This window comes from Bradyrhizobium sp. 63_E2_N1_3, from assembly GCF_052076005.1.
In the GTDB taxonomy this organism is placed as follows: domain Bacteria; phylum Pseudomonadota; class Alphaproteobacteria; order Rhizobiales; family Xanthobacteraceae; genus Bradyrhizobium; species Bradyrhizobium barranii.
The window spans coordinates 8,857,058-8,869,185 of sequence record NZ_CP197235.1 but is presented as its reverse complement, the minus strand read 5'-3'; the positions used below and the strand labels follow the sequence as shown (position 1 = coordinate 8,869,185).

Genomic DNA, 12,128 nt, shown 5'->3' with positions numbered 1-12,128 from the left:
AGACCGCGCAGCGGTCGTCTCGAAGGATGGCCGCAAAGGGACTGTTCGCCAAATTTGCCGCGAAGAACGCCGCTACCGCGTCATCCTGTTCCACGCATCCAGCCCGGCGATCTTGTACGCCTCCGCCAGCGTCGGATAGTTGAACGTGTTCTGGATGAAATAGTCGATGGTGCCTTTGAGGTTCAGCACGGCCTGGCCGATATGGATCAGCTCGGTGGCGCCTTCGCCGAGGATGTGCACGCCGAGCAACCGGCGCGTCTTGGTCGAGAAGATCATCTTCATCATGCCGCTGTTCAGCCCCATGATGTGGCCGCGCGAGGTCTCGCGGAAGCGTGCGATGCCGACCTCGTAGGGAATGCCGCGCGTGCGCACCTCTTCTTCGGTGAGTCCCGTCGTCGATATTTCCGGCACCGAATAGATGCCGTAGGGGAAGAACTCCGGCGGCGCGAGCGGCTCCATGCCGAGCGCGTGGCAGGCGGCGACGCGTCCCTGCTCCATCGAGGTGGAAGCAAGGCTCGGAAAGCCGATCACGTCACCGGCGGCGTAGATGTGCGGCACGCTGGTCTGCAAGGTCACGGGATCGACCGAGATGCGGCCGCGATGGTCGACGACGATGCCGGCCGCCTCTAAGTTTAGCCGGTCGGTCGCGCCGACGCGCCCCGCCGCGAACAGCAGCATTTCCGTGGTGACGTGCCGCCCGTCCGACAAATGCGTGACGATGCCACCCTGCGCAGTCTTCTCGATCGAATTGACCTTGGCGCCGAGCCGCAGCGCGACGTTGCGGTCGCGCAGCTCGTGCACGAATTCGTCGATCAATTCCTTGTCGATGAAATCGAGGAAGGTCGGCCGCGGCTCGATCAGGGTCACTGGCACGTCGAGCGCGCTGAAGATGGTGGCGTATTCGACGCCGATCACGCCGGCGCCGATCACAGCCAGGCTGCGCGGCAGCTTTGCCAGCTCGATGATCTCGTCGCTGTCGAGCACGGTGGTGCCGTCGAACGGCACGTAGTCGGGGCGGAACGGGCGCGTGCCGCAGGCGATCAGGATGAAGGCGGCCGACACCACCTTTACCTCGCCAATTGAGCTCGTGATCTCGACCTCGTGCGGTGAGACCAGCCGCGCCTCGCCATTGGCGGTGCGCACCAGGTTGCGGCTGAACTGATGCTCGAGTACCTCGACCTCATGGTCGAGCGTCTTCTGAAGACGGATCATCAGGTCGCTCGCCGCGATGTCCTGCTTCACCTTGTAGGAGCGGCCGTAAAAGCCACGCTCGCGCCAGCCGGAGAGATTGAGCACGGTCTCGCGCAGGGTCTTTGAAGGAATCGTCCCGGTATGGACCGAGACGCCGCCGACCCGTCGGCCCTTCTCCACCACCAGCACGGCCTTGCCGAGCTTGGCACATTGCACCGCGGCCCGGCGCCCCGACGGGCCCGAGCCGATCACCACCATGTCGTAGTCGTACATCCGGAAAACTTCCGAGCCCGCGAAACCAGCGGGAATTGCCATGCAGCAATCGGGCCAAAGCGGCAAGTCCTACCTCGGAGGTAATCGCGCCAATGACGCCGATCTGCGAGTTTTGCGCGCAAATAAATCGCCGAAGGCTCGCGCGAAAATGCATCAAACCGTCACAAAACAAGTCGATTCGTCGCGCCGCTGGGGCGTGCTGGCGATCGTCGTCGCTGCTCAATTCATGTTCGGCGTCGACGCGTTCATCGTGAACGTCGCCATTCCCACTATCGCAGTGGACCTGCATGCGACGCCGGCGCAGATCGAATCCGTCATCGCGATATATCTGATCGCCTACGCCACGCTGGTCGTCACCGGCGGCCGCCTCGGCGACATCCACGGCACGAAGAATGTCTTCCTGGCCGGCGTGCTCGGTTTCACGGTGACCTCGCTGTGGTGCGGGTTGGCGCAATCGGGCGCGGAGCTGATCATCGCACGGCTGGCGCAGGGCGCGACTGCAGCGCTGATGGTGCCGCAGGTGCTGGCGACGCTGCATCTGCTCTTCACCGACGAACAGCGCAGCCGCGCTTTCGCCATCTACGGCATCGTGCTCGGGCTTGCGGGCGCCGCGGGCTTCCTGCTCGGTGGTCTCCTGGTCACGATCGACCTCGCCGGTACCGGCTGGCGCTCGGTGTTCTTCGTCAACGTGCCCTGCGGCCTCGTCATTGCGGCCGCCGCCTGGTGCATCATGCCGTCGGTGCCGCGCCGGGCCGGCACGCGGCTCGATATCAAAGGGAGCGTGGTGCTGTTCGCGGGGCTGTTGTGCCTGATCGGACCGCTGCTGTTCGGTCACGATGTCGGCTGGGCGCCGTGGCTATGGGCCGTGATGGCGGTCGGCGGCGCGATCCTTGTCGCGTTCCTGAAGCTCGAGCATGCGGTGGCGCGCGCCGGCGGCATGCCGCTGATCGATCTGACGCTGCTGTCCGATGCAGCCTTCCTGCGCGGGCTCGGCGCGGCGTTCTTTTTCTTCGTCGCCAACCTCTCGTTCTATCTGGTCATGACGCTGTTCATGCAGCGCGGCCTGAAGATCCCGCCGCTCGCAGCCGGCATGGCCTTCATTCCGCTCGCGCTGGCTTTCGTGGTCGCGTCGCGCCACAGCGGCGCGCGGGCGCGCCATCGCGGGACCAAGGTGTTGATCGAAGGCTGCATGCTGCAGATCGCGGGCCTCGCCGCACTCGCGCTGGTCACGGGGTATATCGATGCGCCCGCGCCGATCCTGCTCGCGCTCGTCATGATCATCTTCGGCTGCGGCCAGGGGCTGGTGATGGCGCCGCTATCCGGTGCGGTGCTCTCGACGGTGAAGCCTGTCGCGGCAGGCTCGGCGTCCGGCATGTACGGCACGACGGCGCAGATCGGAAATGCGGCCGGAGTGGCCGCAATCGGCGCGGCGTTCTTCGCGGTTGAAGCGTTGCAATCGGCGCGCGCAGGCTTCTTCGTTTCGCTCGCCGCGTTTGCGGCGTTAATCACGATCTGCGCCGCATTTCTGGCGTGGATGCGCCGCGTCTCTGCACGAAGTTGAGGCATTGCGGTTAATTCATGCGTATTCCTGCGGATTTTTGCGTGATTTCGGGTGATAGACAGCACACGGGCTTTTTATTTTGCACCGCAGCAACTATTTGGTTTGGGTGAACGTTGAACGTCGCCTGCCAGGAGTTGCCGTGTCGCTTGCCAAAAATCTCGCTCTCTTGAGACATCTGCCAAAGGTGGATGGTCTGCGCCTTGCCGAATTCGGCCGGAGCGCGGACGTATCCAGCCCGTTGGAAGAAGTCACGGGCTTCGGCGACAATCCCGGAAACCTGCGCATGTTCGCGTTCGTGCCGGCGCAACTCCAGAAGCCGCGCGCGCTCGTTGTCGTGCTGCATGGCTGCGGCCAGACCGCCGCTGCTTACGATCTCGGCGCGGGATGGTCGACGCTCGCGAAGCATTACGGCTTCGCGCTGGTGATGCCCGAGCAGCAACGCGTCAACAATGGCAACACCTGCTTCAACTGGTTCAATCCGGAAGACACTGCGCGGGACGGCGGCGAGGCGCGGTCGATCCGCGAGATGATCGCGCATATGGCCGAAGCGCACCGCATCGATCCCAAGCGCGTCTTCATCACCGGTCTCTCCGCCGGCGGCGGCATGACGTCGGTGATGCTCGCGACCTATCCGGAAGTTTTTGCGGCCGGTGCGGTGATCGCCGGGTTGCCCTATGGCATCGCCTCGAATCTGCGCGAGGCGCTGGACGGCATGTTTCATTCGCCGCAGCGGCCGGAGCGCGAACTCGGCGACTTCGTGCGGCGTGCCTCGAACCATCGCGGGCCGTGGCCGAAGATGTCGGTGTGGCACGGCAGCGCCGACCGCACCGTCAATCCCGGCAACGCCAGCGAGATCGTCAAGCAGTGGCTCGATTTGCACGATCTGCCGGCCGTGCCGATGGCGGAGACCATTGTCGACGGCTATCCGCGCCAGGCCTGGTGGAACAAGGACGGCGAAACCCTGGTCGAGTCCTACGCCATCACCGATATGGCCCACGGCACGCCGCTCGGCCTCGCCGACAATGATCAGCGCTACGGCATCGAAGGCGCATTCCTGATCGAGGCCGGTATTTCCTCGTCGTACAACATCGCAAAATTCTTCGGCCTCACCGGCTGGATTCCGGACGCGGCCGGGAAGAAGGCCGGGCCCGGGACGTCGAAGCCGGCGCTTTCACCCGCGCCGCATCTCGCCCGCTCGATCCGTGCTGCAGTCGCCGTTGCCGAAGAGCCGGCCGAGCCGAAGCGCGCGGCGGCGCGCGGCTTCGATCTCGGCCAGATCATCACGCGCGCACTGACCGCCGCGGGATTGATGAAGTAGTTCGTCGCTCGATAAGCGACGGCTACGCCGTCTGATCGATCCATTCGATCGGCGCCACCGTCACCTCGCCGCCGGCGACCTTCCGCGTCATCTCCTGATAGGCCTTGAAGAAGTCGCGCGATTGCAGCGCTTTTTGCGCAGCCTCGTCGGTGACGCTGGCGAGGTGGAAGTAGCTGGCGTCGTCGCGGTTCTTCAGGACCCGATAGCCGATCCGCCCCTTCAACTCCGGATCGCCCTCGATCGCCTTGATGAAGCGGCCGATCTCCTGGTGCCAGGCTTCCGTCGTGCCGTTTTTGAATTCGTACCTGATCATGAAATGCTTCATGTGACGCTCCCTGTTCGTCATGTGCGCCATCATCTGCGCCTTGCGGGCGATCCTGCAAGTATGGACAAAATTGATAGTATGGACTTTTTCGACGTCGCTCCTATCCTCCCGCAAGCTGGCTGCGTATGGAGGAGGCGACATGGCAAGGGCAAACCCGGCGCGCACCTGTCCGGTTACGGCCTTTCAGAAGATGATCAGCGGCAAGTACAAGCTCCGCATCGTCTGGGACCTCAAGGACGGTCCGCGCCGCTATGGCGAGATCAGGAGCGGCCTGTTGCGCGGCATGGCCGGCAGCGCCGAGATCACCCCGCGCGTGCTCAGCCGCGAATTGAAGGCGCTGACCCAAAGCGGCCTGATCGACCGCAAGGATTTTGGCGAGGTGCCGCCGAAGGTCGAGTATCGCCTGACGCGCAAAGGCAAGAGCTTCGTGCCGGTCGTCGCCGCGATCCGCGACTGGGGCGAACGCAACCTCAGTGACACCGCGGCGTTGGCGGAGGCCGCCGAGTAGAGCATGATCCGGAAAAGTGTGAAGCGGTTTTCCGAAAAGATCATGCTCAAGTAAAAGGCTACATCTCGCCGGTGATGAACGGATTGGTCATCCGTTCCTGGCCGATGCTCGAGCCGGCGCCGTGGCCGCAGATGAAGCCGACGTCGTCGCCGAGCGGCAAGAGCTTGGTCTTGATCGAGTTGATCAGCGTGGCGTGACTGCCGCCGGGCAGGTCGGTGCGCCCGACCGAGCCCGCAAACAGCACGTCGCCGACATGGGCAAAGCGCAAGTCCTTGTTGAAGAACACCACGCTGCCGGGCGAGTGGCCCGGGCAGTGCAAAATATCGAACTGCAGGCCGCCGATCGACACGCTGTCGCCCTCGTCGAGCCAGCGGTCCGGCTCGAAATTGCGGCCGCCGGTCATGCCGAAGCGCGCGCCGCTCTCGACCACGTTGTCGAGCAGGAATTTATCCGCGACATGCGGCCCCTCGATCGGCACCTTCAGCGCATCGCGCAATTCGGCCGCGCCGCCGACATGGTCGATATGGCCGTGGGTCAGCCAGATCTTCTCTACGGTGACGCCGGTCTGCTTGATCGCGTCCAGAATCTTCGGCACGTCCCCGCCGGGGTCGATCACCACGGCCTTCTTGCCGGGCTCGTCCCAGATGATGGTGCAGTTCTGCTCGAACAGCGTCACGGGGACGATGATCGCGCCAGCCTTGGCTTGCTGTGATTCTTGGGTATTGTTTTGCTCGGTCATGGCCTCACAATGCCGATTTTTGCCATGCCGCCAAGCAAAAGATTTGTGTCGTAGCCCCGGGAACAGCCGGTCGTCACACGGCCGTCCCAATTGGCCTGCTGGTTTGAACCGGGGCGTTCCTTTCGCGTTTTCTCGCGCAGGGTAGATTAGTGAGTGGTATTCCGGCCATGGCTCAGGGCGGCGACAATTGGTGGCGCGACGGCATCTTCTATCAGATCTACCCGCGCTCCTTTCAGGACTCAGACGGTGACGGCGTCGGCGATCTCGCCGGCATCCTGCGCCGGCTGCCTTACGTGAAATCGCTCGGCGTCGACGCGATCTGGCTGTCGCCGATCTTTCCCTCGCCGATGGCCGATTTCGGCTACGACATCTCCGACTATACCGGCATCGATCCGCTGTTCGGCACGATGGCGGATTTCGATGCGCTGCTCGCGGCTGCGCATGAAACCGGGCTGAAACTGATCCTCGACCTCGTGCCGAACCACACATCAAGCCAGCATCCCTGGTTCGTCGAGAGCCGGTCCTCGCGCGACAATCCCAAACGCGACTGGTACGTCTGGCGCGATCCGGCCGCCGATGGCGGTGTCCCGAACAACTGGCTGTCCGAATTTGGCGGCAGCGCCTGGCAATTCGACGAGACGACAGGTCAATATTACTACCACGCCTTCCTTGCCGAGCAGCCGGACCTCAACTGGCGCAATCCGGATGTCCGCGCGGCGATCTACGACGCGATGCGGTTCTGGCTGGAGAAAGGCGTCGACGGCTTCCGCGTCGATGTGATCTGGCACCTGATCAAGGATGCCGAATTCCGCGACAACCCGCCGAACCCGCATTACGTCGAGGGCCGGCCGCCGAACGAGAGGATCCTGACGCAATACTCCACCGACCAGCCGGAGGTGCATGACGTCATCGCCGAGATGCGGCGCGTCACGGATGCGTATCGCGACCGCGTGCTGATCGGCGAAATCTATCTGCCGCTGCACCGTCTGATGGCCTATTACGGCAACGATCTCACCGGCGCGCAGATGCCGTTCAACTTCGCGCTGCTCTCGACGTTCTGGAGCGCGCGCTCGATCGAGACAATCGTCGAGGATTACGAGAAGGCGCTGCCGAAGGGCGCCTGGCCGAACTGGGTGCTCGGCAATCACGATCGTCCGCGCGTCGCGAGTCGTGTCGGGCCGGAGCAGGCCCGCGTCGCCGCCATGTTGCTGCTGACGCTGCGCGGTACGCCGACGCTCTATTACGGCGACGAGATCGGCATGCATCAGCTGGCGATCTCCCCCGAGGACGTGCGCGATCCCTTCGAGAAGAATGTGCCCGGCATCGGAGTGGGGCGCGACGGCTGCCGTACGCCGATGCAGTGGGATGCGTCGCCGGCCAGCGGCTTCTCCGGCGTAAGGCCCTGGCTGCCGCTGCCGGAGGACCATATCCGCGAGAACGTCGCCGATCTCGAAGCCGATTCGCGTTCGATCCTCAGTCTGTACAAGCGGCTGATTGCCTTGCGGAAGGCATCTCCGGCGCTGGTCGAGGGCGACTACCATCCGATCGCCGCGCAAGGCGATCTGCTGGTCTATCGCCGCGAGGCCGAGGGCACCGCGATCATCGTCGTGCTCAATCTCGGGCCCGACCCGATCGCCGTGACCACCAGCGCGATCCGTTTCAACAGCGAGATCTTGCTGTCGACGTTTCTGGATCGCGAGGGCGAGAGGCTGGAAGGCGTGCTGGATCTGCGCGGGAACGAGGGCGTGGTGGTGATGCCGCCATATATCTAGCCGTTCGCGGGGACGACAGATGAGCGTGTGGCCGCGGTTCATCGGACAGTGTCCGCACCAACCGGAATCGGCTAAGCTCCCCCCATGGACAGCCCCGCCCGCAACATCGCTCTCGTTCCGCCGCCCGATCGCCGCCAGTCCGAGACGGCGCTTGCGATCGCGCGCGGCACGGCGCGGTTGCTGCGCTCGCTCGGCTTTACCTGCATCAGCGAATTACCGCTGCCGTCGGGCCGGCGCGCCGATCTGGTGGCGCTCAACGAGCGCGGCGAGATCTGGATCGTCGAGATCAAATCGTCGGTCGAGGATTTGCGTGCCGACCAGAAATGGCACGAATACCGCGCCCATTGCGACCGGCTGTTCTTCGCCTTCACGCAGGATCTGCCGTGCGAGATCTTCCCGCAAGACACCGGCCTGATCATTGCGGACGCCTATGGCGCGCACATGCAGTGCGAGGCGCCCGAGCACAAGCTTCAGGCCGCCACGCGCAAGCAGATGACGGTGCGTTTCGCGATGGCGGCAGCGCTCCGGATCAACCGTCTGGTCGACCCGCAGGGCCACGCGGATTTTTGGGAATGAAGTCGTAGGGTGGATTAGCGTAGACGCCGTAGGGTGGGCAAAGCGTAGCGTGCCCACCATCCAAGCCGATCAAAATTGAAGCAGAGTTGGTGGGCACGGCGCTACGCGCCTTTGCCCACCCTACGAGACCGTTACCGCGGCGCGCGCTTCGCCAGAATCCGCTGCAACGTACGACGGTGCATATTCAGCCGGCGCGCCGTCTCCGAGACGTTGCGGTTGCACATCTCGTAGATGCGCTGGATGTGCTCCCAGCGGACGCGGTCGGCGGACATCGGGTTGGTCGGCAACTCGGATTTCTCCGAGCTGGTCGAGAGCAGGGCGGCGACGACGTCGTCGGCATCCGCGGGCTTCGACAGATAATCGATCGCACCCATCTTCACGGCGGTCACGGCGGTGGCGATGTTGCCATAGCCGGTCAGCACGATCGCGCGGGCTTCGGGGCGCTTCTTCTTCAGCGCGGAGACGACGTCGAGACCATTGCCGTCGCCGAGCCGCAGATCCACGACGGCGAATGCGGGCGCGGCCTTGCCGATCTGCGCGAGGCCATCCGAGACGGTGTCACACGACGTCACCGCAAAGCCACGGGTCTCCATCGCGCGCGACAACCGCTCCAGGAACGGCTTGTCGTCCTCCACGATGAGAAGCGAGCGGTCGGTCTGTTCGTTCAGTTCGGCGATGGCGTTCAAGGTGTTGTCCTCTCTCTGCACATCTACATATGGCGTCGCAATCAGGCGGTGCCAAGGCCGCAAATAGTCGATCGGCCCTGCTGTGCGACGCAAGGTCGCGGCCTATCCTATTGTTTCTTCGAGCGTCTCGATAGTCTCAAAACGCTCTCTCGGCCAATTGATGTGAACCACAGCACCGTGTTCCGGAAAGGTCCGGTTGGTAAACGAGACCTTGGCCCCGGTGCGTTCCAGCAAGGTGCGCGCGATGAACACGCCAAGCCCGAGCCCGCGCCGCTCGCCGCCGCCGTCATCCAGATTGCGCCGCCGCGACAAATAGGGCTCGCCGATCCGGTTAAGGATATCGGGCGGAATGCCCGGGCCGTCGTCGGAGATCACGAGCTCGATCGTGTCCTTGTTCCACCATGCATTCACCTCGACGGTGGTGCGGGCGAAATCGACTGCGTTCTCGACGATGTTGCCGACGCCGTAGAGGATCGCCGGGTTGCGCGAGCCGATCGGCTCGGCGAAGGCCGCCACCGCGATCCGCACCTTGATGTCGACGCCGAAATCGCGGTGCGGGGCCACCACCTCCTCGATCAGCTCAGACATTTTCATGCGGTCGAACGGCGCGCCTTCGGAGGAAAGCTGGGTGATCTTGCTCAAGATGTCGCGGCAGCGCTGGGTCTGCTCGCGCAGGGTTTTCAGGTCGGCGGCGAAACTTGGGTCCTTCACCGTCTTTTCCAGCTCGCGCGAGATCAGGAAGATGGTCGCGAGCGGCGTGCCGAGCTCGTGCGCGGCTGCGGCGGCCAGGCCGTCGAGCTGGGTCAGATGCTGCTCGCGTGTCAGCACCAGCTCGGTCGCAGCCAGCGCGTCGGCGAGCTTGCGCGCCTCCTCCGTCACCTGGAACGAGTAGAGACTGGTGACGCCGATCGCGAGCACGATCGAGAGCCAGATGCCGATGAGATAAATCGGCGGCAGCACCAGGGGATCGTCGGAATCCCAGGGCAGCGGCAGATGGAAGAAGAACAGGACCGAAGCACAGGCCACCGCGAGCAGGCCGAGGCCGAAGGTGAGGCGGGCCGGCAGCGCCGTGGCCGAGATCAGAACGGGCGCGAGGAACAGGAACGAGAACGGGTTCTGCAGCCCGCCGGTGAAGAACAGCAGCCCCGCCAGCTCCACGATGTTCAGCGCGAGCAGTCCGGCCGCCTGCATCGGCTCCAGCCGTTGCAGCGGATTGGACACGGTCTGGAGCGCCAGGTTGAGCGCCGCCGACAGCGCGATGATGCTGACGCAGGGGACGATCTCGACGTTGAACTCCAGCCCCTGCGCCACGATGAAGATCGCCGCGAGCTGGCCGAGCACCGCGAGCCAGCGCAGCCGCAGGATCGTGTCCAGGCGGATATGCCGCTGTGCGTGGCGGAAATCGGTATCGGCAGTCTCAGTCATCTCGGCCAATGTGGCGGTGCCTTCTCGGTCACAAACGCGGGGCTCGCGGAACCACCCGGATTACAAGCCTTGCGCTATCCGCTGCAATAGCAGAAGAACGGCTAGCATGACCGGGAACGACAAAGCTTCAAGTCCGCCGACTGTCGCGGAGCGCGGCTCCTCTGCGGCCATTGCGGTCGATCACCTCGTCAAGGTCTACAAGCAGACCCGCGCCGTCGACGATATCTCCTTTTCGCTGCCGCGTGGCAGCATCACCGGGCTCCTGGGCGGCAACGGCGCCGGCAAGACCACGACCATCGCGATGATCATGGGCCTGGTGCTGCCGACCTCCGGCCGCGTGCAGGTGCTCGGGCATCGGATGCCGGAGCAGAGCGCGGCGGTGCTGGGGCGGATGAATTTCGAGAGCCCCTATGTCGACATGCCGATGCGCCTCACGGTGCGGCAGAACCTCACCGTGTTCGGCAAGCTCTATGCGGTGAAGAACGTCTCCGATCGCATCGCCAGGCTGGCCGACGAGCTTGATCTCACCGAATTCATCGACCGCGCCAACGGCAAGCTCTCCGCCGGGCAGAAGACCCGCGTCGCGCTGGCGAAGGCGCTGATCAACCAGCCCGCGCTTTTGTTGCTGGACGAGCCCACCGCCTCGCTCGACCCGGATACGGCCGACTGGGTGCGGGCGCATATGGAGCGCTATCGCAAGGAGAACAACGCCACCATCCTTCTGGCTTCGCACAACATGCTCGAGGTCGAGCGTCTGTGCGACCGCGTCATCATCATGAAGCGCGGCCGCATCGAGGACGACGACACGCCGGAGGCCATCATGGCGCGCTACAACCGCACCACGCTGGAGGAGGTGTTCCTGGACGTCGCGCGCGGGCGGGCGAACGGTGCGAAGGAGGCGGCGCGATGACCGAGCTCTCCCTCCACCGCGGCATTTCCATCCATCGCATCGGCGCGATGATCCTGCGCTACTGGTATCTGTTGATGTCGTCCTGGCCGCGGCTGCTCGAGCTGCTTTATTGGCCCGCGCTCCAGGTCATCACCTGGGGCTTTCTCCAGCTCTACATCGCCGAGAACGCCAATTTCTTCGCGCGCGCCGGCGGCACGCTGATCGGCGCCGTCATCCTCTGGGACATCCTGTTCCGCGGCCAGCTCGGCTTCTCGATCTCGTTCCTGGAGGAGATGTGGGCGCGCAACATCGGCAACCTCATGATGAGCCCCTTGAAGCCGATCGAGTTTCTGCTGTCGCTGATGATCATGAGCATGATCCGGCTCGCGATCGGCGTCATCCCGATGACGCTGCTCGCGCTGTTCCTGTTTCACTTCAACGTCTATGCCCTCGGTCTGCCGCTGATCGCGTTCTTCTGCAATCTGATCTTCACCAGCTGGGCGGTCGGCATCTTCGTCTCGGGGCTGGTCTTACGAAACGGCCTTGGCGCCGAGAGCATCGTCTGGACCCTGATGTTCGCGATCATGCCGCTCGCCTGCGTCTACTATCCCGTCAGCGTGCTGCCGGCATGGCTGCAGTACGTCGCCTGGTCGCTGCCGCCGACCTATGTATTCGAGGGAATGCGGGCGCTCCTGATCGAACAGACCCTCCGGATCGATCTGATGTTGCGTGCGTTGGCCATCAACGCGGTGCTGCTGGTTGCATCTTTTGGGGCATTCCTTGCCCTTTTGCGGAGCGCCAAGAAGCACGGCTCGCTGCTCTCGAGCGGTGAATAATCTCACTTTCCCGTGGATTCAGGCTGATT

Annotated in this window: 12 protein-coding genes; 7 read left to right on the top strand and 5 right to left on the bottom strand. The window is 64.1% G+C overall.

From position 1 onward, the window contains the following. Positions 1-72: 72 nt before the first annotated feature. The gene (sthA, locus tag AB7531_RS42130; protein ID WP_063980061.1) at positions 73-1,464 is read right to left on the bottom strand and encodes a Si-specific NAD(P)(+) transhydrogenase; all 1,392 of its coding nucleotides are present in this window, start codon (positions 1,462-1,464) and stop codon (positions 73-75) included. 148 nt (positions 1,465-1,612) lie between these two features. Between sthA and AB7531_RS42125 the strand changes: the two genes are divergently transcribed. Continuing rightward, complete coding sequence (locus AB7531_RS42125; protein ID WP_063985949.1) at positions 1,613-3,025, top strand: MFS transporter; 1,413 nt, start codon at positions 1,613-1,615, stop codon at positions 3,023-3,025. Between the two features lie 139 nt (positions 3,026-3,164). After that, positions 3,165-4,343 carry an extracellular catalytic domain type 1 short-chain-length polyhydroxyalkanoate depolymerase gene (locus AB7531_RS42120; RefSeq protein WP_063980060.1) on the top strand — a complete coding sequence of 393 codons (1,179 nt, stop codon included), beginning with the start codon at positions 3,165-3,167 and terminating at the stop codon, positions 4,341-4,343. Positions 4,344-4,365: 22 nt separating this feature from the next. Here the strand turns inward: AB7531_RS42120 and AB7531_RS42115 are convergent, their stop codons facing one another. Then, complete coding sequence (locus AB7531_RS42115; RefSeq protein ID WP_231143720.1) at positions 4,366-4,668, bottom strand: hypothetical protein; 303 nt, start codon at positions 4,666-4,668, stop codon at positions 4,366-4,368. Between the two features lie 139 nt (positions 4,669-4,807). On the opposite strand from AB7531_RS42115, the gene AB7531_RS42110 reads away from it, so the two are divergent. Next, positions 4,808-5,176 carry a winged helix-turn-helix transcriptional regulator gene (locus tag AB7531_RS42110; RefSeq protein WP_063980058.1) on the top strand — a complete coding sequence of 123 codons (369 nt, stop codon included), beginning with the start codon at positions 4,808-4,810 and terminating at the stop codon, positions 5,174-5,176. A gap of 58 nt (positions 5,177-5,234) precedes the next feature. On the opposite strand, the gene AB7531_RS42105 is transcribed toward AB7531_RS42110, so the two are convergent. Beyond that, positions 5,235-5,915 carry an MBL fold metallo-hydrolase gene (locus tag AB7531_RS42105; protein WP_063980057.1) on the bottom strand — a complete coding sequence of 227 codons (681 nt, stop codon included), beginning with the start codon at positions 5,913-5,915 and terminating at the stop codon, positions 5,235-5,237. 167 nt (positions 5,916-6,082) lie between these two features. Here AB7531_RS42105 and AB7531_RS42100 point away from each other — a divergent pair, with 167 nt between their 5' ends. Both AB7531_RS42100 and AB7531_RS42095 read left to right on the top strand, forming a co-directional pair. Beyond that, positions 6,083-7,687: an alpha-amylase family glycosyl hydrolase gene (locus AB7531_RS42100; protein ID WP_063980056.1), complete on the top strand. Its 1,605-nt coding sequence runs from the start codon at positions 6,083-6,085 to the stop codon at positions 7,685-7,687. Between the two features lie 84 nt (positions 7,688-7,771). Further along, complete coding sequence (locus tag AB7531_RS42095) at positions 7,772-8,263, top strand: MmcB family DNA repair protein (RefSeq protein ID WP_063980055.1); 492 nt, start codon at positions 7,772-7,774, stop codon at positions 8,261-8,263. Positions 8,264-8,394: 131 nt separating this feature from the next. On the opposite strand, the gene AB7531_RS42090 is transcribed toward AB7531_RS42095, so the two are convergent. Further along, positions 8,395-8,949 carry an ActR/PrrA/RegA family redox response regulator transcription factor gene (locus AB7531_RS42090; protein ID WP_014491094.1) on the bottom strand — a complete coding sequence of 185 codons (555 nt, stop codon included), beginning with the start codon at positions 8,947-8,949 and terminating at the stop codon, positions 8,395-8,397. 102 nt (positions 8,950-9,051) lie between these two features. Next, positions 9,052-10,374, bottom strand: a complete 1,323-nt coding sequence (locus tag AB7531_RS42085) for an ActS/PrrB/RegB family redox-sensitive histidine kinase (protein WP_028149359.1) — start codon at positions 10,372-10,374, stop codon at positions 9,052-9,054. Between the two features lie 106 nt (positions 10,375-10,480). On the opposite strand from AB7531_RS42085, the gene AB7531_RS42080 reads away from it, so the two are divergent. After that, the gene (locus AB7531_RS42080) at positions 10,481-11,284 is read left to right on the top strand and encodes an ABC transporter ATP-binding protein (protein WP_063980054.1); all 804 of its coding nucleotides are present in this window, start codon (positions 10,481-10,483) and stop codon (positions 11,282-11,284) included. Continuing rightward, a complete protein-coding gene (locus AB7531_RS42075; protein WP_063980053.1) occupies positions 11,281-12,099 on the top strand; it encodes an ABC transporter permease in 819 nt (272 codons plus the stop codon). The genes AB7531_RS42080 and AB7531_RS42075 overlap by 4 nt, the downstream gene beginning before the upstream one ends. Positions 12,100-12,128: the final 29 nt, after the last annotated feature.